Origin of the sequence: Modestobacter altitudinis (genome assembly GCF_005930475.1) — a bacterium.
Lineage (GTDB): Bacteria > Actinomycetota > Actinomycetes > Mycobacteriales > Geodermatophilaceae > Modestobacter > Modestobacter altitudinis.
Genome location: NZ_SJEW01000003.1, coordinates 122,623 through 149,225, shown reverse-complemented (window position 1 = coordinate 149,225; position 26,603 = coordinate 122,623). Strand labels below are relative to the sequence as shown.

21 protein-coding genes are annotated in these 26,603 nt (G+C 73.9%); 11 read left to right on the top strand and 10 right to left on the bottom strand.

All coding sequences use genetic code 11. The features are described from left to right. Positions 1 to 28: 28 nt before the first annotated feature. Entirely contained in the window at positions 29 to 2,398 is a 2,370-nt protein-coding gene (locus FHL79_RS02410) for an LCP family protein (RefSeq protein ID WP_246080255.1), read from the bottom strand. Positions 2,399 to 2,618: 220 nt separating this feature from the next. Here FHL79_RS02410 and FHL79_RS02405 point away from each other — a divergent pair, with 220 nt between their 5' ends. After that, on the top strand, positions 2,619 to 3,755 hold the full coding sequence (locus FHL79_RS02405) for a coiled-coil domain-containing protein (RefSeq protein WP_179966080.1): 1,137 nt from the start codon (positions 2,619 to 2,621) through the stop codon (positions 3,753 to 3,755). A gap of 87 nt (positions 3,756 to 3,842) precedes the next feature. Here the strand turns inward: FHL79_RS02405 and FHL79_RS02400 are convergent, their stop codons facing one another. Continuing rightward, positions 3,843 to 4,274 carry a DUF2795 domain-containing protein gene (locus tag FHL79_RS02400; protein ID WP_138757022.1) on the bottom strand — a complete coding sequence of 144 codons (432 nt, stop codon included), beginning with the start codon at positions 4,272 to 4,274 and terminating at the stop codon, positions 3,843 to 3,845. Between the two features lie 33 nt (positions 4,275 to 4,307). Further along, positions 4,308 to 4,517 carry a hypervirulence associated TUDOR domain-containing protein gene (locus tag FHL79_RS02395; RefSeq protein ID WP_138757021.1) on the bottom strand — a complete coding sequence of 70 codons (210 nt, stop codon included), beginning with the start codon at positions 4,515 to 4,517 and terminating at the stop codon, positions 4,308 to 4,310. A gap of 313 nt (positions 4,518 to 4,830) precedes the next feature. Here FHL79_RS02395 and FHL79_RS02390 point away from each other — a divergent pair, with 313 nt between their 5' ends. From FHL79_RS02390 to FHL79_RS02365, 6 genes are all read left to right on the top strand, one after another. Next, positions 4,831 to 5,616 (top strand): siderophore-interacting protein, encoded by a 786-nt coding sequence (locus FHL79_RS02390; RefSeq protein ID WP_138757020.1) that lies wholly within the window; start codon positions 4,831 to 4,833, stop codon positions 5,614 to 5,616. A 123-nt stretch (positions 5,617 to 5,739) separates the two neighbouring features. Next, positions 5,740 to 6,474, top strand: a complete 735-nt coding sequence (locus FHL79_RS02385; RefSeq protein WP_171057965.1) for a response regulator transcription factor — start codon at positions 5,740 to 5,742, stop codon at positions 6,472 to 6,474. After that, entirely contained in the window at positions 6,471 to 8,081 is a 1,611-nt protein-coding gene (locus FHL79_RS02380) for a sensor histidine kinase (RefSeq protein ID WP_138757019.1), read from the top strand. The genes FHL79_RS02385 and FHL79_RS02380 overlap by 4 nt, the downstream gene beginning before the upstream one ends. A 33-nt stretch (positions 8,082 to 8,114) precedes the next feature. Then, on the top strand, positions 8,115 to 8,822 hold the full coding sequence (locus FHL79_RS02375) for a PaaI family thioesterase (RefSeq protein ID WP_138757018.1): 708 nt from the start codon (positions 8,115 to 8,117) through the stop codon (positions 8,820 to 8,822). 141 nt (positions 8,823 to 8,963) lie between these two features. Continuing rightward, on the top strand, positions 8,964 to 9,872 hold the full coding sequence (gene cysD / locus FHL79_RS02370) for a sulfate adenylyltransferase subunit CysD (protein WP_138757017.1): 909 nt from the start codon (positions 8,964 to 8,966) through the stop codon (positions 9,870 to 9,872). Continuing rightward, positions 9,872 to 11,179 carry a sulfate adenylyltransferase subunit 1 gene (locus tag FHL79_RS02365; protein WP_218938293.1) on the top strand — a complete coding sequence of 436 codons (1,308 nt, stop codon included), beginning with the start codon at positions 9,872 to 9,874 and terminating at the stop codon, positions 11,177 to 11,179. Before cysD ends, FHL79_RS02365 begins: the two co-directional genes overlap by 1 nt. Before the next feature lie 55 nt (positions 11,180 to 11,234). Here FHL79_RS02365 and FHL79_RS02360 read toward each other — a convergent pair whose 3' ends face one another. From FHL79_RS02360 to FHL79_RS02350, 3 genes are read right to left on the bottom strand one after another with little or no spacing between them, the layout of a single operon-like run. Continuing rightward, entirely contained in the window at positions 11,235 to 12,050 is an 816-nt protein-coding gene (locus FHL79_RS02360) for an FAD binding domain-containing protein (protein ID WP_138757016.1), read from the bottom strand. Beyond that, positions 12,047 to 12,550, bottom strand: coding sequence for a (2Fe-2S)-binding protein (locus FHL79_RS02355; protein WP_138757015.1), 504 nt, complete (start codon positions 12,548 to 12,550; stop codon positions 12,047 to 12,049). The genes FHL79_RS02360 and FHL79_RS02355 overlap by 4 nt, the downstream gene beginning before the upstream one ends. Continuing rightward, entirely contained in the window at positions 12,550 to 14,841 is a 2,292-nt protein-coding gene (locus tag FHL79_RS02350; RefSeq protein ID WP_138757014.1) for a xanthine dehydrogenase family protein molybdopterin-binding subunit, read from the bottom strand. The genes FHL79_RS02355 and FHL79_RS02350 overlap by 1 nt, the downstream gene beginning before the upstream one ends. Before the next feature lie 102 nt (positions 14,842 to 14,943). Between FHL79_RS02350 and FHL79_RS02345 the strand changes: the two genes are divergently transcribed. Next, on the top strand, positions 14,944 to 16,233 hold the full coding sequence (locus FHL79_RS02345) for a CynX/NimT family MFS transporter (protein WP_218938292.1): 1,290 nt from the start codon (positions 14,944 to 14,946) through the stop codon (positions 16,231 to 16,233). Positions 16,234 to 16,237: 4 nt separating this feature from the next. Here the strand turns inward: FHL79_RS02345 and FHL79_RS02340 are convergent, their stop codons facing one another. Next, positions 16,238 to 16,417 carry a hypothetical protein gene (locus FHL79_RS02340; RefSeq protein ID WP_138757013.1) on the bottom strand — a complete coding sequence of 60 codons (180 nt, stop codon included), beginning with the start codon at positions 16,415 to 16,417 and terminating at the stop codon, positions 16,238 to 16,240. A 98-nt stretch (positions 16,418 to 16,515) separates the two neighbouring features. Next, complete coding sequence (hrpA, locus tag FHL79_RS02335; RefSeq protein ID WP_138757012.1) at positions 16,516 to 20,454, bottom strand: ATP-dependent RNA helicase HrpA; 3,939 nt, start codon at positions 20,452 to 20,454, stop codon at positions 16,516 to 16,518. Positions 20,455 to 20,632: 178 nt separating this feature from the next. Between hrpA and FHL79_RS02330 the strand changes: the two genes are divergently transcribed. After that, on the top strand, positions 20,633 to 21,160 hold the full coding sequence (locus tag FHL79_RS02330) for a MarR family winged helix-turn-helix transcriptional regulator (RefSeq protein ID WP_138757011.1): 528 nt from the start codon (positions 20,633 to 20,635) through the stop codon (positions 21,158 to 21,160). Beyond that, positions 21,157 to 23,079: an MDR family MFS transporter gene (locus tag FHL79_RS02325; RefSeq protein ID WP_138757010.1), complete on the top strand. Its 1,923-nt coding sequence runs from the start codon at positions 21,157 to 21,159 to the stop codon at positions 23,077 to 23,079. Before FHL79_RS02330 ends, FHL79_RS02325 begins: the two co-directional genes overlap by 4 nt. Before the next feature lie 154 nt (positions 23,080 to 23,233). Here the strand turns inward: FHL79_RS02325 and FHL79_RS02320 are convergent, their stop codons facing one another. Both FHL79_RS02320 and FHL79_RS02315 read right to left on the bottom strand, forming a co-directional pair. Beyond that, positions 23,234 to 24,403 (bottom strand): zinc-dependent alcohol dehydrogenase, encoded by a 1,170-nt coding sequence (locus FHL79_RS02320; RefSeq protein ID WP_138757009.1) that lies wholly within the window; start codon positions 24,401 to 24,403, stop codon positions 23,234 to 23,236. Next, positions 24,400 to 24,870, bottom strand: a complete 471-nt coding sequence (locus FHL79_RS02315) for a hypothetical protein (protein ID WP_138757008.1) — start codon at positions 24,868 to 24,870, stop codon at positions 24,400 to 24,402. Before FHL79_RS02315 ends, FHL79_RS02320 begins: the two co-directional genes overlap by 4 nt. A 205-nt stretch (positions 24,871 to 25,075) precedes the next feature. Here FHL79_RS02315 and FHL79_RS02310 point away from each other — a divergent pair, with 205 nt between their 5' ends. Beyond that, on the top strand, positions 25,076 to 26,587 hold the full coding sequence (locus FHL79_RS02310; protein WP_138757007.1) for an HNH endonuclease signature motif containing protein: 1,512 nt from the start codon (positions 25,076 to 25,078) through the stop codon (positions 26,585 to 26,587). Positions 26,588 to 26,603 lie beyond the last annotated feature (16 nt).

The following is a 26,603-nucleotide window of genomic DNA, read 5'->3' as shown; positions in this document are numbered from 1 at the left end:
GCGGCGGGCCCCTGCACCGGGGCCACGCTCAGCTGCAGGCCGACGCGGCCCCGGTCCCCTCGTCCACGGGGACCGGGGCCGCTGTCGTCGGTACCGGCGTGCCGACGGCGACCGGGGTGAGCGCGGTGAAGTCCGGCCCGATGACCAGCTGCACGGCGGTGCCGACCTCGTCGGTCGGCTGCAGCACCGCCCCGGGGACGGCGGCGACCACCGTGCGGGCGGGCTCGAAGGACGCCGGGCCGTAGCGCACGACAGTCCGGTCCACCGCCGCCGGCTCCTTCCCGAGGGCACCGATGCGGAAGCCCCCGGCGGCCAGCCCGGCCGCGACGTCCGCCGTCCGGCCCGCGCCGGAGGCGTCCAGCACGTCGACGGTCACCCCGGCCGGGGCCACGGTCACCAGGGTGCCCGCGGGCACCACGTCGGTGAGCGTGGGGTCAGGGAGGGAGTCGGCCGCTGCGGGACCGGCGGACGTGTCCGTGGTGGCGGCACCGTCGGCGGCTGCCTGCGCCTCCGCGGCGGCCGGCAGCGTGCCGCCGTCGATGACGGCGTCGAAGAGCTCCCGGGTGGCGGCGGCGTCGACGAGGACGGCGGCCTGGTCGGACCCAGCCGGCACGTACCCGACCGAGGCCACCGGGACCTCGGCGCGCTGCAGCGCGTCGCCGGACAGGTCGCCCAGCGTGGAGCCGAGGGCTCGCACGTCGTCGAGGGCGGTGTCGGCGTCGACGGTGAACGTGTCCCCGGTCCGGGTCAGCAACCGGGTGAGGGCCAGCGGGTCGGCGACGGTCCCGCTGTCCAGTGCGGTGCGCAGGGTCGCGGTGAGGACCAGCTGCTCCCGTTCCGCGGCCGCCGCGCCGGTGAGGTCGGACCCGGTGCTGCTCGCACGGAGGAAGTCGGTCACGTCCTCGCCGGTCAGCCGGGCCGCCCCCGCCGGCAGCCCCAGCGCGGAGGCGGCGCCGGTGGCGGGGTCGGGCACGCAGACCGAGACGTCGCCGAGGGCGTCGACCATGCCCGGCAGCCGCTCGAGGTCCAGGGCGAGGTAGTGGTCGACGCGCAGCCCGGTGAGCTGCTGCACCGACCGGACCAGGCAGGACGGTCCGCCGTCGAGCAGCGCGGAGGCGAACGCCTCGGTGACCGCCGGCCGCACCTCGCCGTCGTCGTCCCGGCAGGTCGGGGTGTCGCTGAGCGCGGTGGGCGGCACGCTGACCAGCACCGCCTGCTGCCCGTCGGCGGAGACGTGGGCGATCAGCGTGCTGACCGCCGACAGCCCGCTGCGCCCGGGCAGGTGCGTCCCGACCAGCAGGTAGGTCTGCGCGGACTCCTGCAGCTGGGGCGCCAGCACCTCGGGTCCGTCGACGACGAGCGCGTCGACCCGGTCGAGCGTGCGGTCGACGTAGAAGTACAGGCCGACGTAGTAGGCGGCCACGACCCCGAGCAGCGCGACCAGCGCGAGCGCGACCCGGGTCAGCCGCCGCCGCGCCGGGCTGACCGGCGCCCGCGGCACCGTGAGGTCGGTGATGGTCCCCTGGTCGGACGCCGGGACGTCCCGGCCCGGGATCGGCGGCAGCGGCAGGCTGCGGCGCACCCCTGGCACCGGCACGGACGGCTGGGCGCCCGGCAGCGCGGGCGTCGGCCGAGGGGTCGGGCTCGGGGAACGGGACGGGGAGGGCGCGCGGACCGGCGGTGCGGCCGCCGGGGTGACCGACGCCGGCGGGACCACCCGCGGCGGGGGGCTGTACGTCGAGCCGAACACCGGGCCGGCCGGTACTGGACCGGCCGACGGTGCCGGACCGGCCGAGGGGGCGGGGTCGGCCGCGGGCGCCTCGGTCTGCAGGGCGCGCATCACCGGCCGCGGCGGCACTCCTGGCGGCGCCGCGCTCCGGACGACCGCTGCGGGGGGCACCACCACCGGCGCCGGGCTCCACGGGGCAGCTTGCGGCGAGGACTGCGGCGAGGACGGCGGCGAGGACGGCGGCGGGGACGGCGGCTGGGAGCGCGGCTGGGAGCGCGGCTGGGAGCGCGGCGAGGACCGGGGCGGGAGAGACGGCGGCGCAGTGGGTGGTGCCGTCGCGGGCCCGGGCATCGCCGGCTGCCAGCCCGTCGGGAGCAGCGGTGCGGACGGGGCGCCCGCGGTGGGGAACGGCTCGCGGCGCACGCCGCCCCGGAGCGGCGGGCGGTCGCGCGGCCCGTCGTCCCGGACCGGCTGCTGCCGGCCGGTCACCTCCGCCGACTCCCGCCGCTCGGCCCGCCGGCGCCGTACGTCGGTCCCGGAGCGGGCCAGCAGCTCGGCGACGGTCAACGGCTCGACGGGGTTGCCGTCGTCCGGCCCGAGCCGGCCCGTCGCCGGGTCACCGACGGGAGGACCACTGTCGGTCCCGCTCCGCGTCGGCTCGTCCGCCACCGTTCAAGGATCCCGTCGTCGTGGTCCGGCAGCGCCGTCGCCGGACTGGTCGTCTCGCCACCCCCCGGCCCGGTCGGACGCCGTCGACCGTGGGGCTGCCCACGATACGGGTGCGAGGCCTCCAGTCCGGTCGGGCGCGCGGGGGAAGAGGTGTCCCGAGCAGCGCGGACCCGACCGGCTCGTCCGGCGCGGTGCGGCCGCGGACCGTAGCGTCGAGGCCGTGAAGCTGCCGTTGTTCGGTCCATCCGACGTGCTCACCGCGGCCGGCGGCCTGCGGGACGGGGTCACCGAGGCCCTCGCGCTCCTGCCGCGGGTGGTCGGCGCGGTCGGCGAGGTCGAGCGCCTGCTGGAGCGGCTCACCGTGCTGCTGGACCGGGTCGAGCGGATCGCCGACCGCGCCGAGCAGGCGGTGGTCGGGATCGACGCGACCCGTGCCCACGCCGACGAGGCGATGTCCCGGATCAAGGGCACCCAGGCCTCCGCGGACGCGGCGATCACCGCCGTCGACGCGACCCGCGACCGCGCCGACCGGGCCATCGACAGCATCGGCACCACCCAGGCCCGCGCCGAGCATGCGATCGACAGCATCGGCACCACCCAGGCTCGCGCCGAGCATGCGATCGACGCCATCGGCGCGACCCAGGCTCGCGCCGACCAGGCGATCGACAGCATCGGCGCGACCCAGACCCGCGCCGACCAGGCCATCGACAGCATCGGCGCGACCCAGACCCGCGCTGACCAGGCCATCGACGCCATCGGCGCGACCCAGGCCCGCGCTGACCAGGCCATCGACAGCATCGGCGCGACCCAGGCCCGCGCCGACCAGGCCATCGACGCCATCGGCACCACCCAGGCCCGCGCCGACCAGGCCATCGACGCGATCGGGGTGACCCAGTCCGCCGCCGACGTCGCGGTGCAGCGGATCGGGCGGAGCACCGACGCCGCCGACGAGCTCCTCGTGGCGGTGGGCGGGACCGCGGGCGCGGCCGACGGGACCCTCGGCCGGGCCGAGGCGATGCTCGGGGCCGTCCAGCCGTTGCTGGAGGACTACCGCCCGGCCCTGACCGTGCTGGCACCGGTGCTGACCCGGTTCGCCGCGCACCTCGACGACGACGAGGTGGCTGCCCTGATCACGCTGGTCGACCGGCTGCCGACCCTGGTCGTCCACCTGGACGAGGACGTGCTGCCCGTCCTGGCCACCCTCGGCGACGTCGCCCCGGACGTGCACGCCCTGCTGGACACCGTGCAGGACATGCGCCAGGTGGTGAAGGGGTTCCCGGGCTCGAAGCTGTTCCGCCGCCGGGGCGCGGAGGAGATCGCCGAGGAGGACGGGGCAGCCGCGCTCGACGGCCACTGAACACACGACCGGCGCCGCCCCGGGGGGCGGCGCCGGTCGTGTGCCGGTTTCTCGACAGGGGACGGGATCAGGTGAGCTGGCCGGGACTCAGGTCTCGGTCGGGTAGCCCAGCGCGCGGACGACGTCGCCGATCCGCTCGTAGACCTGCCCGTCGGGCAGCCGGGAGAGCTCGTCGGCGACCGCGTCGGGTGCCCGGTGGTCGCGCGCAGCTTCCACCAGGTCAGGGCCGGTGCTCGGGAAGTCGGCCCGGTCCAGCCAGCGGGCCAGCTCAGCACGGGCGATCACGGCATCGGGGGTCATGCCGACCGGCACACCACCGGTCAGGGTGTCCCCCGGCGAGCTGTCGACGTCCGGGTCGCCCTCGGCCACGGGCTCGGGGTCGTTCCACTCCTGGGCGTGGGTGGACCGCCCGGAGCGGATCATCCCCTCGATCTCGTGGGCCAGGGCGTCGTCCTCCCGGGCCGAGTGCTTCGTGCTCCGCGCGGATGTGCCTGCGAAGGTGTCGTCGTTCTCGGTCACGTGCTCCTCCTCCTGCCGCCTCGCCGGCGCGGGTCAGTCCTTCTTCAGTGCGCTGGGCTTGTGCACGGCGGTGCCGCCGCTCTTCTCGCTCTTCACCTCGTACTGCGGGTCGTCGGAACTGGCCTTGACCTTCCGGCCGGCCGCCTCGGTGTCCTCGGTGATCTTCTTCTGGACCGTGCCCTCGGCCTCGCCCCCGTGGCTCTTCCAGCTCACGTGGTCGCCCTTGCTGAAGTCCTGCGCCATCGCCGGTCCTCCGTCGCTCGTCGGTCCCTCGTGCCTGCCCGGGCCGGGCGGACCGCACACATGGGCTCCCCGGCAGCGGTACGGCGCCGTCCGATGCCGCGGCGGTCACCCGTTCGGGTTGTGTCCTGCCACCGGGCTGTACCGGGCCGATTCCCGTCACGTAGCGTGTTCATCAGACGGAAGGTCCTGACCGCGAGGCCAGACCAGCGCAACGATCCGGTCACGCACAGTGAGATCTCCGTCCCGAGACGCCGGCCCGACTGGCCCCATTCCCCCGGGGCCGGCCGGGTCGGCCTCGTTAGGCTGGGTCCTCGTGGAACCGAGCGAGGACGACCCAGCCGCAGCCCGCTCGGTCGACGTGCTCACCGTGTCGGCCGTCCGGGACGTCACCCCTGCCGTGCGTCGGGTGACCCTCACCGCGCCGGGCGCCGTCGTCGCGGCGGCGGGCCCGAGCCTGTCCCTGCTGGTCCCGCGGGTCGGCGACCCGGCGCCCCGCTGGCCCACGGTTGCCCGGGACGGTCGCATCGTGTGGCCGCAGGGGAGCCACGGCGTGGCCCTTCGCAGCTACACCTCCCGCCGGCAGGACCCCGCCGCAGGCGAGCTGGACGTCGACTTCGTGCTGCACGGCGACGGCCCGGCCGCGACCTGGGCGTCCGCCGCCGCGCCGGGCGCCGTGCTGGGCGTGGCGAGCGCCGCCCCGCTCGGCGAGGCCCCGGCCTCCTGGCTGCTGGTGGCCGGCGACGAGACCGCGCTGCCGGCGATCAGCAGGATCCTGGCCTCCGCCGCTCCGGGCACCCGCGGTGTCGCGTTGCTCGAGGTGGCCGGGCCCGAGGAGGAGCAACCGGTCCTCGCACCGCCCGGCGTGGAGCTGCACTGGCTGCACCGCTCCGGTTCGCCCCCCGGTACCGACCTGCTCGCCGACGCCGTGGCGGCCCTGCCACGGCCGGCCGGGGACGACGTCTTCGCCTGGGTCGGCGCGGAGTCGGCGACCGTGCGGACCGTGCGGGCGGACCTGCGGAGCCGGTGGGGGCTGCGCCGGAGCCAGCACCACGCGATCGGCTACTGGCGGCGCGGACGGGCGATGTCACCCGCCGGCTGACCAGCCGGTCGCACGACCCCCTCGTCCAGCTTCCTCACAGGTAGCGTCCAGCGCAGCTGCAGCCGCGCACCGCACTCTGGCGGCATGACGACTGCGGCCGTACAGGGTCCATCAGGAGGGGTCGTGTCCGCCACCAGCTCGCGCGCCGGAGGCGTGCAGCAGCCCGAGGCGCGGTTGCTCGTGGTCGACGACGAGCCGAACATCCGCGAGCTGCTCTCGGCCAGCCTGCGTTACGCGGGCTTCGAGGTGGCCGTCGCCTCCGACGGGCAGCAGGCGCTCGCCGTCGCCGCGGAGTTCCGCCCCGACCTGCTGGTGCTCGACGTGATGATGCCCGGGCTCGACGGCTTCGGAGTCGTCCGGCGGTTGCGTCAGAACGGCACGCACACCCCGGTGCTCTTCCTCACCGCGCGCGACGCGGCCGACGACAAGGTCACCGGCCTGACCCTCGGCGGCGACGACTACGTCACCAAGCCGTTCAGCCTGGACGAGGTGCTGGCCCGCATCCGGGCGGTGCTGCGGCGCAGCCAGGGCGTGCAGCGCGCCATCGAGGCGCCGCGGCTCACCTTCGCCGACATCGAGCTGGACGAGGAGAGCCACGAGGTCCTCAAGGCCGGGAAGCTGGTCAGCCTCTCCCCCACCGAGTTCAAGCTGCTGCGCTACCTCATGACGAACGCCGGCCGGGTGCTGTCGAAGGCGCAGATCCTCGACCACGTCTGGAACTACGACTTCAACGGCGAGGCCAACGTCGTGGAGTCCTACATCTCCTACCTGCGGCGCAAGGTCGACACGACCGAGCCGCGGTTGCTGCACACCCTGCGCGGGGTGGGCTACTCCCTGCGCCTCCCCCGCGGCTCGTGAGCGCCCCGGCGACCAGCGCGCCGGCGGCCGGCGACCCAGGGCCGCCCGCCGGCCCGTCCGTCGAGCAGCTGACCTCCGACCGGCCGCCCCGCGAGCAGGCCACCGACCAGAGGGGCTGGGCCGTCCGGGTCCCGCTGCGGGTGACCCTGGTCGCGCTGCTCGTCACGCTGGTCACCGTGGCGCTGGCCGCGACCGGGGGTGCGGCCACCTCACTGCTCCGTGGCTACCTGCTCGAGCAGCACGACGAGGAGCTGACCGACCTCGTAGACCAGTACGCGAGCTTGAACCCGGTCATCCTCCAGCGAGCGTGCAACAGCCTGGGGCTGGCAAGCCGGAGCAGCTACCTCGACTGCGTCAGCCCAGCTGGCACCTACCCGGCGTTCCCCGACACCCGCGATCCAGAGCTGCTCCCCGACCCGGACGAGCTGCCCGACCTCAGCGGCCTGACCGCGGCGACCGTGAGCTCGTACAGCCGGCAGCCCTTCACCGTCCGCTCGGTGGACGGCGGCACGACCTGGCGGGTCGCCATCGCCCAGGTGACCGACGACCTCGTCATCGTCGGCGCCACCGACCTGGCCCCGGACCGCGAACTGCTCGGCCGGCTCGTCCGGATCGAGCTCGTCGTCGGCCTGCTGGTCATCGTCGTGCTCGGGGCTGCCGGATACCTGCTGGTGCGCAACAGCCTGCGGCCGCTGCGCGAGGTGGAGCACACCGCGCGGGCGATCGCCGCCGGTGACCTGTCCCGCCGGGTTCCGGCCGGCAGCGAGCGGACCGAGGTCGGGCGGCTGTCGACCGCGCTCAACGGGATGCTGGGCCGGATCGAGAGCTCGTTCCGCGCCCAGCAGGCCTCCGAGGAGCAGGCCCGGGCGTCCGAGGGTCGGATGCGCCGGTTCGTCGCCGACGCCAGCCACGAGCTGCGCACCCCGCTGACCTCGATCCGCGGCTTCGCCGAGCTGCACCGGCAGGGTGCGGTCCAGGGCCCGGAGGACACCGGTCGGATCATGCAGCGCATCGAGGCCGAGGCGACCCGGATGGGCCTGCTGGTCGAGGACCTGCTGCAGCTGGCCCGGCTGGACCAGCAGCGTCCGCTGACCCTCGGGCCGGTGGACCTCGCCGAGATCGCCGGGGACGCCGTGCACGACGCCCGCGCCGTCCAGCCCGACCGGCCGCTCAGCCTGCTGCTGGACCCCTCGCTCACCGACGTGCCCGTCGTGACCGGCGACGAGGCCCGGCTGCGGCAGGTGGTCGGCAACCTGGTGACCAACGCGCTCACCCACACCCCGGCTGACGCCCGGGTCACCGTGCGGCTGTCCGAGGACGCCGCCGATGCCGACGTCGTCGTGCTGGCCGTCAGCGACGAGGGCCCCGGGCTCGCCCCGGCCGACGCGGAGCGGGTGTTCGAGCGGTTCTACCGGGCCGACGCCTCCCGTACCCGCGCCGCCGGCGGGACCGGGCTGGGGCTGTCCATCGTCGCCTCGCTGGTCGCGGCGCACGGGGGCACCGTCGACCTGACCACCGCCCCCGGCCGGGGCGCGACGTTCACCGTCCGGCTGCCCCGGTCGGGTCCACCGGCACCGCCGACGACGCCGGAGGCAACACCCTCCTGAGCGGGCACGGACGCCGGCTGGTGCAATCCACCGGTGCCCACTGAGGAGAACGCGGCCCAGGCCGACCTGCTGGCAGCCGTCACCGAGCTCGGCAGCGCGCTGCGCGGGCTCGTCGACGCCTCGGTGAGCACGACGGTGGACCCCGCCGAACTACGCGCCGCGGCGGCGACCGCCCGGGAGGTCAGCACCCGGCTCGCGGCCGGCCGGCGCAGCCGCGACCAGCTGTCGGCGCTGGACGACCCGGCGCAGTTCCGCCGGGTGTACAACCCGGTCAGCGGGGTGGGCAGCGCGCTGGCCCCGCCGCTGGCCATCCGGCGGGTGGACGGCGGGGTCGAGGCGGAGGCGACCCTGGGCCTGCCCTACGAGGGTCCGCCGAGCTACGTGCACGGCGGGATGAGCGCGCTGCTCCTGGACCAGGTCCTCAGCTCGGCGGCGCACGCCGCGGGCCTGTGGGGCATGACCGGCCGGCTGGAGCTGGACTACCGACGGCCGGTGCCGCTGGGGACCGCTCTGCTGTTGCGCGCCGCCGTCGCCGAGAGCCGCGGCCGGAGGGTCGCCATCGCCGGCTCGATCGCGCTGGCCGAGCAGCCGGACCAGGCCCTCGTCCAGGCGCGCGGCATGTGGGTGACCCCCCGCCCCGAGCAGGTGGAGGAGTACTTCAGCACCATCACCGACGCCTCGGGCCGGCCCTCACGACCCCGCCGGCCGGACGACGCGGCCACGGTGGTCGACGGGGCGTGATCGACCGCACGGCAGCACCGGTGCGTCCATGACGGACACTGGGAGGGGAATCCGCATCATGCCGATCGGGTTGCCCCGCTCGAAGACGTCGTCGTCCGGGCGGCACCTGCCGTCGTCCCCCACTCCCGGGAGCCTCCCAGCGTGACCATCGCCGACCACCGGCTCACCCAGCTGCAGACGCTGGAGGCCGAGTCCATCCACGTGCTGCGAGAGGTGGCCGCCGAGTCCGAGCGCCCGGTGCTGCTGTTCTCCGGCGGCAAGGACTCCATCGTGATGCTGGAGCTGGCGCGCAAGGCCTTCGCCCCGGCCCGCATCCCGTTCCCGGTGATGCACGTCGACACCGGGCTGAACTTCCCCGAGGTGCTCGAGTTCCGCGACAAGCGGGTGGCCGAGCTCGGCGTGGAGCTCGTCATCGCCTCGGTGCCCGACGCGATCGCCGCCGGCACGGTGCGCGAGGAGCCCAACGGCTCCCGCAACCGGATCCAGACCCCGGTGCTGCTCGACGCCGTCGAGGAGCACGGCTACACCGCCCTGTTCGGCGGCGCCCGCCGCGACGAGGACAAGGCCCGGGCCAAGGAGCGGGTGTTCAGCTTCCGCGACGAGTTCGGCCAGTGGGACCCGAAGAACCAGCGGCCCGAGCTCTGGGACCTCTACAACGGCCGCACCCACCTCGGCGAGACGATCCGGGTGTTCCCGCTGTCCAACTGGACCGAGCTGGACATCTGGGGCTACATCGCCCAGGAGGAGATCGCCATCCCGCCGCTGTACCTGGCCCGCGAGCGCGACGTCGTCGACCGGGCCGGGATGCTCTACGCGGTCAACGAGTTCATCACGCCCCGGGACGGCGAGCAGGTGAGCCGTGAGAGCGTCCGGTACCGCACCGTGGGCGACGCCAACCTGACCGCCGCCGTCCGGTCCACGGCCACCGACGTCGAGGAGGTCATCGCCGAGATCGCGGTGACCCGGCTGACCGAGCGCGGCGCCACCCGCGGCGACGACAAGGTCAGCGACGCCGCCATGGAGGACCGCAAGAAGGAGGGGTACTTCTGATGGGCAGTCCCATCGACCTGCACTCCACCGCCGCGGAGCAGGCCCACGACCTCGCCGTCGCCCGCAAGGACATCCTGCGGATCGCCACCGCCGGCTCGGTCGACGACGGCAAGAGCACGCTGATCGGCCGGCTGCTGTTCGACAGCAAGGCCGTCTTCGAGGACCAGTACGCCGCGATCGAGCGGGCCAGCCGGGGCGACTACGTCGACCTGGCGCTGCTCACCGACGGGCTGCGCGCCGAGCGCGAGCAGGGCATCACCATCGACGTCGCCTACCGCTACTTCAGCACGCCGCGGCGCACCTTCATCCTCGCCGACACCCCGGGCCACGTGCAGTACACCCGGAACATGGTCACCGGCGCCTCGACCGCGGACCTGGCGATCGTGCTGGTCGACGCCCGCAAGGGCATGGTCGAGCAGAGCCGCCGGCACGCCTTCCTCGCCTCGCTGCTGCGGGTGCCGCACCTGGTCGTCGCGGTGAACAAGATGGACCTCGTCGACTGGTCGGAGGAGGTCTACGAGCAGATCCGCGACGAGTTCTCCGCCTTCGCCACCAAGCTCGACGTCCCGGACCTGACGGTCGTCCCGATCTCGGCCCTGCAGGGCGACAACGTGGTGACCCGCTCGGCGAACATGCCCTGGTACGAGGGCACCTCGCTGCTGCACCACCTCGAGCACGTGCACGTCGCCAGCGACCGGAACCTCGTCGACGCCCGGTTCCCGGTGCAGTACGTCATCCGGCCGCAATCCGACGCGTTCCACGACTACCGCGGCTACGCCGGCCGGGTTGCCGCCGGTGTGCTGCGTCCCGGCGACGAGGTCCAGGTGCTGCCCAGCGGCCTGAGCACGACGATCGCCGCGATCGAGGGCCCGGACGGCCCGGTCGAGGCGGCCTTCCCGCCCATGTCGGTGACGGTGCGGCTCACCGACGACCTCGACGTCTCCCGCGGTGACCTGATCTGCCGGTCGCACAACGCCCCGCAGGTCACCCAGGACCTCGACGCGCTGGTCTGCTGGATGGCCGACACCCCGCTCGTGCCCCGGATGCGGCTGGCGGTCAAGCACACGACCCGCACGGTGCGCGCGATGGTCAAGGAGCTGCAGTACCGGCTGGACGTGAACACGCTGCACCGGGAGGGCGACGCGCCGCAGCTCGGCCTCAACGACATCGGCCGGGTCCGGCTGCGCACCACCCAGCCACTGTTCGTCGACGACTACCACCGCAACCGGGTCACCGGCCGCTTCATCCTCATCGACGAGGCGACCAACGCCACCGTCGGCGCGGGGATGCTCACTCCCGCCGGCTGACGGCCCCCCGGTCTCGGCGCCGGACCCCCGGTCAGGGTCAGGCACCGGGACCGGATCAGGCCGCGGCGGCGGTCTCCAGGGCGCGTCGGGTCAGCAGCCGGGCCAGGTGCCGGCGGTACTCGGCGTCGGCGTGCATGTCGGAGGACGGCGAGGTGCCCTGGTCCGCCAGCGCAGCGGCCTCGGCGACGGACGCGCCCCGGGCCAGCGCCTCCTCGGTCGCGGTGGCCCGCACGACGGTGCCGGCCATGTTGGCCAGCGCCACCCGGCCCTCGACCGCGGCCGCCGCCACGATCGCCCAGTCGTTCTCCCGGCGGGTGAACTTCTCGTAGCCCCACCCGGAGGAGCCGGTGCGGGGCACCCGGACCTCGATGACCATCTCGTCCTCGGCGACGTCGGTCTCGAAGAAGCCGGTCCAGCAGGCGGTCACCGGGATCGAGCGGCGCCCGGCCGGTCCCTGCACGACCACGCTGCCCCCGAGGGCGAGCAGGCCGGTCGGCACGTCCGACGCGGGATCACTGTGCGCCACCGTGCCGCCGAGGGTGGCGCGGTGGCGCACCTGCGGATCGCCGACCCGGCCGGCCACGTGCGACAGCAGCGGCGCCTCCGCCCGGACCACCTCGTCCCGCTCGATCTCGAAGAGCCGGGTGCCCGCGCCGACGGCGACCTCGTCCCCCTCCACCCGGACGTAGGACAGCTCCGGGATGCCGCCGATGTCGATCAGCACCGTCGGGATCGCCAGCCGCAACTTCATGATCGGCAGCAGCGAGTGGCCCCCGGCGAGCAGCTTGGCATCCTCCCCGTGCTCGGCCAGGGCGGCCAGCGCCTCGTCGACCGACCGCACCTTCACGTAGTCGAACGCGGTCGGGATCATGCCTGCACCTCCTGCGCCTGCGGCACCTGGCCGGCGGCGGGACCGGCCTGTGCCGCGGTCAGGACCGCGCGGACGATGTTGTGGTAGCCGGTGCACCGGCACAGGTTGCCCTCCAGTCCCTCCCGGACCTCGCGGTCGGTCGGGTCGGGGTTGTCGGCCAGCACGCCGATCGCGGCCATCACCATCCCGGGGGTGCAGAACCCGCACTGCAGGCCGTGCTCGGCGCGGAAGGCCGCCTGCACCGGGTGCAGTTCGCCGTCGGCACCGGCCAGCCCCTCGAGCGTGGTGACCTGCGCGCCGTCGGCCTGCGCGGCGAGCACCGTGCAGCTCTTCACGCTGAGGCCGTCGACGATGACCGTGCACGCCCCGCAGGACGTCGAGTCGCAGCCGATGTTCGTCGCCCGGAGCCCACGCACCTCCCGCAGGTAGTGCGCCAGCAGGAGCCGCGGTTCGACCTCGTCGGTGCGCTGCTCACCGTTGACGGTGATGGAGACCTGCATCAGTTGCCCTCCTGCTGAGCGTGGGACCCGGCCTGCTGGATGGCCCGCCAGACGCGCATCGGCGTGACGGGCATGTCGACGTGCCGGACACCGAGGTGCGCTGCGGCGTCGATGACGGCGTTCTGGACGGCGGGGGTCGAGCCGATCGTGCCTGCCTCGCCGATGCCCTTGGCGCCGAGCGGGTTCATCGGCGTCGGCGTGGCCATCTCGACGAGCTCGAAGCTGGGCAGCTCGGTCGCCGAGACGAACGGGTAGTCGGCGAGGGTGGAGGTGGTCGGGTTGCCGTCCTCGTCGTAGAGCACCTCCTCCAGCAGCGCCTGTGCGACGCCCTGCGCGATGCCGCCGTGCCGCTGTCCCTCGGCGATGAGCGGGTTGATGACCGTGCCGGCGTCGTCCACGGTCACCACCCGCACGACCTGGGCCTTGCCCGACTCGACGTCGAGCTCGACGACCGCCACGTGCGCTCCGAACGGGAACGTCGGCGCGTCGGCGTTGAACACGGTGTTGACCAGCAGTCGTTCCTCCGCCGCCAGCTCGGCGAAGCTGACGCCGGCCCCCGGGGTCCCGCGCACGGCGAGCCCGGCGAGCCCGAGGTCGACGACGAGGTCCGTGGGGTCGACCTCGAGCCGTTCAGCCGCCCGGCGCCGGGCCTCCTCGATCAGCTCGTCAGCGGCCTGGTGCACCGCCGCGCCACCCTGCTGGAGGCTGCGGGACCCCATGGTGCCCCCGCCCTGCGGCACCAGGTCGGTGTCGCCGTGCAGGACGGTGATCTTCTCCATGGGGATGCCGAGCTGGTCGCTGGCGATCATCGCCCAGGCGGTCGCGTGACCCTGACCGTGCGGAGAGGTCCCGGTGAGCACGGTGGCCGTGCCGTCCGCGTGGACCTCGAGCTCAGCGGCCTCCTTGGTGCCCGCGCCGTTGTCGGCGCCGGTGATCTCCACGTACACCGACAGCCCGATGCCGAGCTGGCGGACGTCGCCCGCCTCCCGACGGCGGGCCTGCTCGGCACGCAGCTCGTCGTACCCGGCCGCCTCGAGGGCCTTGTCGAGCGCGGCGGTGTAGTCCCCGTTGTCGTAGGTCGCGCCCATCGGCGTGGTGTGCGGCGCGGAGAACGCGGGCACCAGGTTCTTCCGGCGCACCTCGGCCGGGTCCATCCCGATCTCGGCGGCGAACAGGTCGACGGCCCGCTCGACGGCCGCGGTGGCCTCCGGCCGACCGGCACCTCGGTAGGCGCCGATCGACGTGGTGGTGGTGGCCAGCGCACGCCCCTGGGCGTGCACCTTCGGGAACGCGTAGACGCCTGGGGCCATGAGCATGGTCAGGGTCGGCAGCACGGCCCCGATCCGGGGGTAGGCACCGCAGTCCTGGTCGAAGACCAGGCTGTAGGCCTCCACCGTGCCGTCCCGGCGTCCGCCGATGGTGACCACCTGGTCCTGGGCCCGGCCGTGCAGCATCCCGATCATGTTCTCCGAGCGGCTCTCCGCCCAGCGGACCGGACGGCCGACGTGCCGGGCCAGCCAGGCGATGAAGGCGTACTCGGGGTCCGCGCCGATCTTCGCGCCGAACCCCCCGCCGACGTCGGGGGTGATCAGGTGGATGAGGTCCGGGTCCATCTCCAGCCAGTCCCCCAGCTGGCCGCGCGCCTGCTGGGCACCCTGGTTGGTGCACCAGACCGTGACGCGACCGTCGGGGTCCCACGCGGCCGCAGCGGCTCGGCTCTCCAGCGGCACGGGGGCCACGCGCTGGTTGACCAGCGCCTGGGTGACGACCACCTCGCAGCCGTCGAAGAAGTCCTCCGGCACGGGCTCCCCGAACGCGGCGAGCAGGTTGGTGCCGGCCTCGGGGAAGAGGAGCACCTCATCGGTGGCGGCCGCTGCCGTGCCGACCACCGCGGGGAGGGGGTCGACGTCGACGACCACCATCTCGGCGGCGTCCTCGCCCTGGTACCGCTCCTCGGTCAGCACGACGGCGATCGGGTCTCCGACGAAACGGACCCGGTCCGACGCCAGCCACGGTCGGGTCATCGCCGCGTTGATGAAGGGGAACGGCGGCGGGATGTCGACCAGGTCGGTCACGTCCGCCGCCGTCACGACCGCGACCACCCCGGGCGCCTCGAGCGCCGCGGCGGTGTCCACGGACAACAGCCGACCATGGGCCACCTGGGACCGGACGAACGTCGCGTGCAGCGCGCCGGTCAGCCGTTCGTCGGTGAGGTCGTCGGTGTAGACCGCCCCGCGGGTGAGGAACAACGGGTCCTCGGTGCGGACCACCCGAGTGCCGAGGATGCTCATGCGCTCTCCTGCCGTGCGTCTGCGTTGACCTGCTCACTCTGTCAGAGGTGTGACCCCGCACACAGCAGGAGCCCCTCCCGCGGCGTGTGATCTGCTGCTCGGGTGCAGACGGACCCTGCTGCCCCCGACGCCCCGCAGGCCCGGCGCGAGCCCCAGCAGCAGCGCCGTACCCGGGGTGGGCTGGTGCTGCTGGTCGTCGCGATCGTGGTCGTCGCGCTGAACCAGCGACCCGCGGTGGTGGGCGTCGCGCCGGTGCTCACCGACCTGCGGGCCGACACCGGGCTGTCCAGCGCGCTGGCCGGCCTGCTCACCACCCTGCCGGTGCTCTGCTTCGGCGCCTTCGCCCCGGTGGCCCCCCGGCTGGCCCGCCGGATCGGGCTGGAGACGGCGGTGGCGGCGTCGTTGCTGCTGCTGGTCGCCGGGATCGCGCTGCGGCTGCTCGACCCGGTGTGGCTGCTCTACGGCGGCAGCCTCGTCGCCGGGGCGGCCATCGCCATCGCGAACGTGCTGATGCCCGCCTACGTCAAGCGCGAGTTCGACCGGCCGGGCGCGGTGATGGGCGCCTACTCCGCGTCGCTGAACATCGGTGCCGCGGCGGCCGCAGGGCTCACCGTGCCGATCGGGCTGGCGCTGGGCTCGGGCTGGCGGGTGGCGCTGGCGTCCTGGCTGGTCCTGGCGCTGGTCGCGGTGGTGCTGTGGGTGCCGGTGGCCGGGGTGCGCGGCACCCGGACCACGCCGGACGACGCCGGTTCGTGGTCGCTGCCGCGGCGTCCGCTGGCCCGGCAGGTCACGGCCTTCCTCGGGCTGCAGAGCATGCAGTTCTACTCGGTGGCCGCCTGGCTGCCGACGCTGCTGGCCGACGCCGGCGTGCCGGTGGGCGAGGGCGGGCTGCTGCTGGCCGCCTCCAACGTGGTCGGTGCGGGCGGCGCCCTGCTCGCGCCCGCGGTGGCCGGTCGGATGCGCACCCAGCGAGTCCTCGTCGTCGCCGTCCTGGTCGCCTACGTCGGCGGGCTGACCGGGCTGCTGGTTACCCCGGGCTCGGGCACCGTCGTCTGGGTGGCGCTGTTCGGGCTCGCCCAGGGCAGCGGTTTCGCGCTGGCCCTCACCCTGATCGTGCTGCGCAGCGCCACCCCGCTGGTGGCCGCCCGGCTCGGCGGCGTGGCCCAGTGCGTGGGCTACCTGGTCGCCGCGGCCGGACCGGTCGTGCTCGGTGCCCTGCACGACGCGACGGGTGCCTGGGGCTGGCCGCTGGTGCTGCTGCTGGTCCTGCTGGTGCCGATGGGGCTGGCCGGCTGGGGCGCGTCGAGCGACGCCGTCCTCGACCCGGACGGCGCCCTGGACGAGGTGCTCCAGGACACCCCAGCCGGGGTGCGGACGGCGCCGCGACGCTGAACGGTCAGGCCTGCGGGTCGGTGGCTGCGGACGGCTCCGGCGTCTTCGCGCCCTCGCCGTTCCAGTCCTTGCCGGCCTCGTCGGCGTTCTCCGAGGCGCTGTCGGTCTGCCCGGCGACGACCTCGACCATCTCCTCGTCGGAGAGGCCGTCGCCGGCCTGGGTCATGTTGGTGTTCTCGCTCATCGCGACGACTCCTTCGTCTGACGGTCGCTGTCCACCCGACCGTCCCCGCACGGGCGACCGGGCAAACGCCCTCGCCGAGAGCGCGCCTTCGGCGACGCTCAGGCCGACAGCTGGTCGATCGCCTTGTAGACGCGCTGCTCCGAGATCGGCCGGGGCGTGCCCACGGTCTGGGCGAACAGGCCGACCCGCAGCTCCTCGACCATCCAGCGCACCCGGGCCACCGGGTCGTCGGGCGCACCGGTCGCCGGGGTGCGGGCCCGCAGCTGCTCGTACTCGGCGGTCACCGCCTCGACCTGCGCCGTCCAGAGGGCGTCGCGCGCAGCGTTGGCCGGCAGCTTCTCCAGCCGGTACGCCATCGCGGTGAGGTAGCGGACCAGGTCCGGCAGCCGCCGGCGCCCGGCGTCGGCCACGAAACCGCGGTGCAGCAGGCCGGTCATCTGCCGGCGCAGGTCGGCGATCGCGGCGTCCGGCACCCGCCGTCCCGGCGCGGCCCCGATCGCGACCGCCACCTCGCGGGCCTGCGTGAGCACCGCCTCGACCCGGCGCACGGCGTCCGCGGTGAGCGCCGGCAGCTCGGCCCGGGCGGTGGTCACCAGCGCCTCGAACGCGGCCTGGGTGCGCGGCGGCCCACCGGCGGCCGCGACGAGCTCGTCGGCGGCGGCGTCCACGCAGTCGGCGACGAGGTCGGGGATCTCGCCGTCCGGGTTGAACTGCAGGGCGAGCCGGGTGCGCGGGGAGAGCCCCTTGACCACCTGCTTGACCGGCGAGCCGGCGGTCAGCACGAGCAGCCGGCGGGCTCCACGCCACGCCAGCCGGCTCGCCTCGGCCTCGGTCGGGACGACGCGGACGCCGACCGTCGCGCCCTCGTCGACCAGTGCCGGGAACGCGGTCACCACGTGACCGCCGCGCTGCACCTCCACGGTGGCGGGCAGGTCGCCGAAGGTCCAGGCGGTCTGGCCGGTGCGCTCGTACGTCGAGGCCGCCCGGGCGAGGCTGGCCCGCGCCTGCGGCGCCACCTGTGCGCGCAGCGCGGTCAGGTCCTTGCCCTGGGCGAGCGGCCGACGCTGGTCGTCGAGCACCCGGTAGGTGGCGCGCAGGTGTGCCGGCACCGCGGCCGGCTGCCACGCGTCCGGCGGGATGGTGACGGCGGTGGCCCGGCGCAGCTCGCGCTCGAGCGCCGGCAGCAGCGGCTCGGTGGGGTCGATGTGCGGCAGCACCTCGCGCACCCGGTCCGGGATGGGCACCAGCCCGCGGCGCAGCTGCTTGGGCAGCGAGCGCAGCAGCTCGGTGACCAGCTCGGCGCGCTGACCGGGCACGGTGAACGCCAGCGACTCCCCCGACGTGCGCTCGGCGACGGTGTCCAGCACGCCCAGCGGCACGTCGACGGTCACGCCGTCCTCGACCGCGCCCGGGTTGAACGCATACGACAGCGGCAGGGTCAGGCCCTGGGTCAGCCGCACCTCGTCCGGGTAGTCGGCCTCACGGACCTGCCCCGCCGCCGCGGCGTTGGTGAGCATCTCCGGGGTGAAGGTGAGCAGGTCCGGGGTCTCCCGGCGGGCCTGCTTCCACCAGCGGTCGAAGTGCCGGGTGGAGACGACGTCAGCGGGGACGCGGGCGTCGTAGAGCTCGAACAGCGTCTCGTCGTCCACCGCGATGTCCCGGCGCCGAGCCCGCTCCTCGAGCTCGGCGACCCGCTCGATCGCCCGGGCGTTGTCGGCCCAGAAGGAGTGGTGGGTGCTCCACTCGCCCTGCACCAGCGCGTGCCGGACGAACAGCTCGCGGGAGACCACCGGGTCGATCGAGCCGTACTGCACCCGCCGGCCCACGACGAGCGGCAGGCCGTAGAGGGTGACCCGCTCGGTGGCGACGACCGAGCCGCGCTTGGCATCCCACCGCGGCTCGCTGTACTGCCGCTTGACCAGGTGGTCGGCCAGCCGCTCGACGACCTCGGGGTCGATCCGCGCCACCATCCGGGCGAACAGCCGGCTGGTCTCGACCAGCTCGGCGGCCACCACCCAGCGCGGCGGCTTCTTGGCCAGCGGGGTGCCCGGCGCGATCACGAAGCGGGTGTTGCGGGTGCCGACGTACTCCCGGGTGGGACGACGGTCGCCCTTCGCGGGCTCTGCCTGGGTGCCGATCTGGGACAGCAGCCCGGCCAGCAGGGACGCCGTCACGCCCTTCTCGTCCGGCTCGGTCGCCAGCGCGCCGGTGGTCATGCCCAGCCGGCGGGCGGTGCTGCGCAGCTGGCCGTGCAGGTCCTGCCACTCGCGGATGCGCAGGTAGTGGAGGAACTCGCGCTTGACGGTGCGCCGGAACTGGTTGCCGCTCAGCGCGTCCTGCTGCTCGACCAGGTACCGCCAGAGGTTGAGCAGGCCCAGGAAGTCGGAGTTCTCGTCGGCGAAGCGCTTGTGCAGCTCGTCGGCGGCCTGCTGGTGCTCGGCCGGCCGCTCGCGCACGTCCTGCACGGTGAGCCCGGCGGCGATGACCAGCACCTCCTCGAGCACACCGCGCCGGTCGGCCTCGACGACCATCCGGGCGATCCGCGGGTCCAGCGGCAGCGCGGCGAGGGAGCGGCCGGTCCCGGTCAGCTTCCCGTGCTCGTCGAGGGCCCCGAGCTCCTCGAGCAGGGCGAGGCCGTCGGCGACCGCCCGGCGGTCCGGCGGGTCGATGAACGGGAAGTCGGCGATGTCGCCGAGCTCCATCGCCGCCATCTGCAGCAACACCGACGCGAGGTTGGTGCGCAGGATCTCCGGGTCGGTGTACTCCGGCCGGGCGTCGAAGTCGTCCTCGGCGTACAGCCGGATCGCGATGCCCTCGCTGGTGCGACCGCACCGGCCGGAGCGCTGCCGGGCCGAGGCCTGGCTGATCGGCTCGATCGGCAGCCGCTGCACCTTGGTGCGATGGCTGTACCGGGAGATGCGCGCGGTGCCCGGGTCGACGACGTACTTGATGCCGGGCACGGTCAGCGAGGTCTCGGCGACGTTGGTGGCCAGCACGATCCGCCGGCCGGTGTGCGCGGCGAAGACCTTGTGCTGCTCGGCGGCCGACAGCCGCGAGTAGAGCGGCAGGACCTCGGTGTGCGGGAAGCCGCGCTCGTCCAGCGCGTCCGCGGTGTCCCGGATCTCCCGCTCCCCGGCGAGGAACACCAGCACGTCCCCGGGGCCCTCGGCCACCAGTTCCGCGCAGGCGTCGACGATCGCGCTGACCTGGTCGCGGTCCTCGTCGGCGTCCGGGTCGTCGGGGTCGATGACCGGCCGGTACCGGACCTCGACGGGATAGGTGCGCCCGCTGACCTCGACGACCGGGACCTGCGCGCCGTCCATCGAGAAGTGCTTGGCGATCCGGTCGACGTCGATGGTCGCCGAGGTGATGACCAGCTTCAGGTCCGGACGGCGGGGCAGCAGCCGGGCGAGGTAGCCCAGCAGGAAGTCGATGTTGAGGCTCCGCTCGTGGGCCTCGTCGATGATGATCGTGTCGTACTGGCGGAGCATCCGGTCGCGCTGGACCTCGGCGAGCAGGACGCCGTCGGTCATCAGCTTGACCAGCGTCCGGTCGCCCACCTCGTCGGTGAACCGCACCTTCCAGCCGACGACGTCGCCCAGCGGCGAGCCGACCTCCTCCGCGATCCGCTCGGCCACGGTGCGGGCCGCGATCCGCCGCGGCTGGGTGTGCCCGATCCGGCCGCGGACGCCGCGGCCGAGCTCCAGCAGGATCTTCGGCAGCTGGGTGGTCTTGCCCGAGCCGGTCTCGCCGGCCACGACGACGACCTGGGAGTCGCGCAGCGCCGCGGCGATGTCCTCGCGGCGTTGGCTGACCGGAAGCTCCTCGGGGTAGCTGACGACCGGGACGGCGGCGCGACGGCGGGCGATCCGCTCCTCGGCGACGGCGACGTCCTCGGCGATCCGTTCCTGTTGCCGGGCGCGGGCGGCGGGGTCCGTGGTGCGCCGGGTGCCGTCGAGTCGCCGCCCGAGCCGGTGCTCGTCGGTGAGGGTCAGCGCGGACAGCCGCGACCGGAGGTCGTCGTGCGGGGTGGTCACGGGGTGCTCGCGGTTCCTTCCAGGGGTCCTGCTCCCAGGGTCCCATCCCCGGCGAGCCAGTTGCGCGACTCACACTCAGTGCGCCGTGCAACTGATTGCATGTACCGCACAACGGGTTGTATGGTGCACCTGTTCCTCCGGCGCAGTGTGGCGCCCATCGCTGACCTCCGGAGCCCCCGTGACCGACGTCCTCCCCGCTGCCGGGTCCGCAGCCGATGCCGAGCAGACGTCCCTGTCCGACCAGCTCGTCCTGCTGGTCCGGGTGATGCACGCGTTCAAGGCCCAGGCGACCAACGGTTCGGGTCCCGAGGCGCGCGAGCGCGCGGCCCACGTGCTGCTGTTCCCGCTGACCCGGCTCGGCCCGCTCCGGCAGGGCTCCCTCGCCGAGCTGGTGCACGCCGACCCCTCCACGGTGAGCCGGCACGTCACGCTGCTGGTCGACCGCGGGCTCGTCCGCCGGGTGGCCGACGAGCAGGACGGCCGCGCCAGCCGCCTGGTCGTCACCCCCGCCGGCGAGGCCGAGGTCGAGAAGATGCGGCAGGAGCGCGACAGCGTGCTCAGCCGCGTCACGGCCGACTGGACGGCGGACGAGCTCGGCACCTTCACCCGTCAGCTGCACCGCTTCGTGCGGGACCTGAACGACCTCCTCCCCACCCTGGGCACCGCCGCCGGCGGCGCCGTGAACCCTCCCGAGAAGGACCGATGACGCAGACCACGGACCGCACCGCCCGGGCCGAGGCCCGGGCGGCCGCGGCCGCCCCGGACTCAGCCGGCGGATTCACCCACAAGCAGATCATGACGATCCTGGCGGGCCTGCTGCTCGGCATGTTCCTGGCGGCGCTGGACCAGACGGTGGTCTCCACCGCCATCCGCACCGTCGCCGACGACCTCCAGGGCTACGACCTGCAGGCCTGGGCGACGACGGCGTTCCTGATCACCTCGACGATCGCCACCCCGCTGTACGGGAAGTTGAGCGACATGTACGGCCGGCGGGGGTTCTACCTCTTCGCCATCGCCGTCTTCGTCGTCGGTTCCATGCTCTGCGGGCTGGCCGACTCGATGTACCAGCTGGCCGCCTTCCGGGCGATCCAGGGCATCGGCGCCGGTGGCCTGATGTCGCTGGCGCTGGCGATCATCGCCGACATCGTCCCGCCCCGGGAGCGCTCGAAGTACCAGGGCTACTTCATGGCCGTCTTCGGCACCTCCAGCGTGCTCGGCCCGGTCATCGGCGGGTTCCTCTCCGGCCAGGACTCGATCCTCGGGATCACCGGCTGGCGCTGGATCTTCTACGTCAACGTTCCGCTGGGCATCCTGGCCTTCGCCGTCGTCTTCAAGGTGCTGCACCTGCCGCACACCAAGCGTGAGCACCGGATCGACTTCCCCGGCGCCCTGGCCCTGATCACCTTCCTGGTGCCGCTGCTGATCGTCGCCGAGCAGGGCCGCACCTGGGGCTGGAGCTCCACCGGCGCGCTGGTCTGCTACGCCCTCGCCGCGGTCGGGTTCGTGCTCTTCGTGCTGGCCGAGCGGGTGTACAAGGACGACGCCCTGCTGCCGCTGCGGATGTTCAAGAACCGCACCTTCGCGGTCAGCAGCCTCTCCAGCATCGTGCTGGGTGCCGGCATGTTCGGCGGCATCCTGCTGCTGCCGCAGTACCTGCAGATCGTGCACGGCTCCAGCCCCACCGAGGCCGGCCTGCAGATGATCCCGCTGGTGCTGGGCATCATGTCCGGCTCGATCATCGCCGGGCAGACGGTCGCCAGGACCGGCAAGTACAAGGCCTTCCCGCTGGTCGGCACGGTCTTCATCGTCGCCGCGATGGTCTCGCTGTCCTTCATCGTCGGCGCGGACACCTCCGTGTGGACGCTGGTCCCCTTCATGCTGCTCATGGGCCTGGGGCTCGGCTTCAACTTCCAGCCGGTCATCCTCGCGGTGCAGAACGCGGTCAGCCCGCGCGAGATCGGGGTGGCCACCTCGTCGGTGACGTTCTTCCGGCAGATGGGCGGCACGCTCGGGACGGCGGTCTTCCTGTCGGTGCTGTTCAGCGCGCTCCCGGGCCGGATCTCCGACGCCTACACCAGCGCCCAGGGCGACCCGGCGTTCCAGCAGGCCGCTGCGGCGCACCCCGACCAGTTGCAGCAGCTCTCCGGTGCCGGCAGCGACCTCGGCGACACGTCGTTCGTGCAGACGATCGACCAGGCCCTGGCCGCCCCCTTCAAGTCGGGCTTCGCCGACACGCTGGACCTGGTCTTCCTCATCGCGGCCTGCATCGTGGCGATCGGCTTCTTCGTGCTGATCTTCCTGCCGCAGCTGGCCCTGCGCACCCAGTCCGGCATCCAGGCCGCCCAGTCCGGTGGCCCGGCCGAGGGCGGCGCCGACAGCCCGGCGCTGGCCGCGGAGAACGCAGCCGGTGCCGCCGCCCCGACGTCGGTCGAGCCGCCCGTGGACGGCGCCGACCGGACCGACGAGCAGGCGGGCAGCGACACGCCCAGCCCGCGGCACGGTGCCACGGCCGTCGTCCCCCCGTCGACCGGGAGCGGCCGCCACGAGGCGGGCGCGCACCAGCCGACCGGCCTTGACAGCGTGCCCGCCGACCATCTGCCCGACAGCGCCCGTCACCACGACTGACGTCACCTGACAGAAGGCCCCCTTCCACCGGGAGGGGGCCTTCTGCGTTCTCGTAGGGCTCATCCGGTGTTGATCATGGCCGTCTGGTCGCCCGACGCGCCAGTGCGCGGCGTGTCAACGAGCCGGACGCCCATGATCAACCGATGTCAGCAGGTCACGGCTCGAAGACGGCGCGGACGCAGCCGTCCTCCTTGTCCTTGAACATCTGGTAGCCCCTGGGCGCCTGCTCCAGCGGCATCACATGGGTGGCCAGGTGCTCGGTGGTCAGCTCGCCGCGGGCCATGTGCTCGAGGATCCGCGGCGTGAAGCGCTGCCCGTGCACCTGGGCACCGCGCACGGTCAGGCCCTTGTTCATCATGGCGCCGATCGGGAACTTGTCCACGGCCGCGGCGAAGACGCCGAGCACGAACAGGCTGCCGCCCTTGCGGCAGGCCATGATGGCCTCCCGGACGGCGGAGGGCCGGTCGGTCTGCAGTCGCAACTGCTGCTTGACCTGGTCGTACGTGCCGTGCACGCCCGGGCTGTGGGCCTCCATGCCGACGGCCTCGATGCAGACGTCGGGGCCGCGACCACCGGTGAGCTCGCGGAGCTCGGCCATCACGTCGGTCGTGGAGTAGTCGATGACCTCGGCACCGACGTGCTCGCGCACCTGGGCCAGCCGCTCGGGCAGCCGGTCGATGACCAGGACCCGCTCCGCCCCCAGCAGCATCGCCGCACGGGCGGCCATCTGCCCGACCCCGCCGGCGCCCCACACGGCGACCGTGTCACCGGGCTTGGTCCCGGCGAGCTCCGCGCCCATCCACCCGGTGGACACCGCGTCGGAGGCGAACAGCGCCCGCAGGTCGCTGACCTCCTCGGGGACGACGAACGCGCCGACGTCGCCGTAGGGCACCCGGATGTACTCCGCGTGGCTGCCGGCGAAGCCGCCGAGGGCGTGCGAGTAGCCGAAGCAACCGCCGGGGCTCTGGCCCCACAGCCCCTCGGTGATGCCCGGGTTGGGGTTGCCGTTGTCGCAGAGGGAGTACAGCTCCTGCTTGCAGTACCAGCAGGTGCCGCAGGCGATGAAGGAGTTGACGACCACCCGGTCGCCGACCTTCCGCTCGCGGACCGCTCTGCCGACCTCGACGACGTCGCCCATGAACTCGTGTCCGAGCACGTCCCCGGCGCGCATGAAGGGGATGTAGCCACCGAGCAGGTGCAGGTCGGAGCCGCAACTGGTGGTCTTGCGGACCTTGACGATGATGTCGTGGTCGTTGAGCAGCGTCGGGTCGGGGACCGTCTCGACGGACACCTCGTTGACGCCGGTCCAGGTCGCCGCTCTCACAGCACACCCTCCCTGGGAGCTCGCTCGGCCATGCCCTCGATCGCGGCGCCCTGCGGGGTGGCCTTGCGGTGACCGTGCGGCTGCGGATCGACGCGCAGCACCTCGCCCACCTCGACCAGCGCCTTGGACTCCCGCAGCGCGGCACGCAGGTCACCGATCTCATCCTCGGTCACCGGACCGCGGAAGCGGGCGGCCAGCTCGGCCCCCCGGTCACCGGGAGCCGGGGTGACCCGCACGTCGAGCCGATCGCCGAACGCAGCGAGCGGGACGGGGATCGCCGTCCGCAGCTGCTCGGGGTCGGTCAGCACGCTGACGGCGCGCCAACGGCGGGCCGCGGTGCGGGGGTCGTCGGTCACCGACGACTGGCCGAAGCCGGGCAGCCGCAGGTGCTGGAGCTGCTGGAGGGCCTTGCCTCCGGCTCCGCCGGCCAGCCCGGCAGCGCGGGTGACGATCTTCGGTAGGGGCATGGCCGCCGGGTACCCGAGGTCGTCACAGCGCGAACCCGCACGCGGCCGCGGCTCTCGTGGACGACCGGTGGGCTGAAGCCCGAACGGACCGAACCGGCCCACCGGGACAGCCCGCTGCCACGTGCGACGTCGTCGCGGAGGAACCGGCTTCTCGACTGCCCCGTTGAGGCCCGGAACTGTCGTACCCCGTCCGTATGTTCGGTGCATGACGACGACCGCGGAGCTGCCCGGGCCTGACGTGCCCGGGTCGCTCGGTGCGCGGGTCGACGTGTTCTGGGTGGGGAGCGGGCATGCCGAGCTTGATCCGTTCGCGGTGTCGCCGGAGCGGGTGGCTGCCCGGTTGCAGGAGGTGCAGCGGCGGCGGGCCCGGGACGCCGCCGAGGAGGCGCAGCTGATCCTGGCACTGGCCGGCGCCCGCCCCGCCAGCGCCGACCCGCAGCCCGGCACCCCCGGCGCCCGCCATCCCGGCTGGTCCGGCGGTGATCCCGGGGACGGGATCAGCGAGTTCTTCTGCGCCGAGCTGGCCACGGTGCTCAACCTCGGCCGCACCACCGCCTCGAAGAAGCTCGACCACGCACTGACCTGGCAGAAGAAGCTCCCCGCCACCTTCGCCGCGCTCCAGGCCGGGGAGCTGGATGAACCCCGCGCCCGGGCACTCGCCGAGGTGCTGCAGCACACCAACACCGCCGTCGCCGGGCAGGTCGAGGACGCACTTCTGCCCGAGGCGAGCGATCTGTCGGTGTACAAGCTCCGCGACTGGGCCACCGAACTGATGGTCGAGCTGGACGCCGAGGCCGCCGACCTGCGCCGCGAGGAGGCGGAGAAGACCGCCGACGTGCACCTCTACCCCTCGGCCACCGCCGGCCGGTCCACGGTCGCTGCCGAGCTGCCCACCGATGAGGCGGTCGAGTGCTACGACGTCGTCGACCAGCTCGCGAAGATGCTCAAAGCAGACGGCGACCCGCGCCGGATCGGGGCGCTACGGGCGCATGTGCTGTCGTTGTTGATCCGCCGCTCCGCCGACCACGGGCTCCCCGGGGTGGCGGCGAATGTGACGGTGACCGCCGGGCTGGACGGCCTGGGCGGGACGGGCAGCACGCCGGGTGAGGTGAACGGGTTGCCGATCACCGCCGCCCACGTCGGGGAGCTGCTGGCCCGGGTCGGTGCGTTGGGGCTCACCGCTCCCGACGGCGGGACGCTGACGTTTGCGATCACCGGGCCGGACGGGCAGCTGCTGGCCACCCTCACTCCGGCTGAGCTCACCCGGCTGGCCCGCCGCGGCTGCCCCCAGCACTCCGAGAGTTCGTGTGACTGCCCGGTCACCGGGCCGCCACCAACCACCGGCGCCTATGAACCCACCGCCCGGCAACGCGCGTTCACCACCACCCGGGACCGGCGGTGCCGGTTCCCCAACTGCGGGCAACGCGTCGGCTGGACCGACCTCGACCACGTCACCAGCGCCGCCTGCGGCGGCGCGACCGACTGCACCAACCTCTGCTGCCTGTGCCGCTCCCACCACCGGCTCAAGACCTTCGCCCCCGGCTGGCGGTTCACCATGAACCCCGACGGCGTCCTCCAGGTCACCACCCCCTCCGGCATCACCAGGACCACCCGACCACCGGGCATGCGACCACCAGGCATGCGAGCACCGGGCATGCGGCCACCACCCGGAGCAGCAGAGCCGCCGCCAGCAGCGGACGACCCACCACCCTTCTAACCTGGCAAGGCGGGCT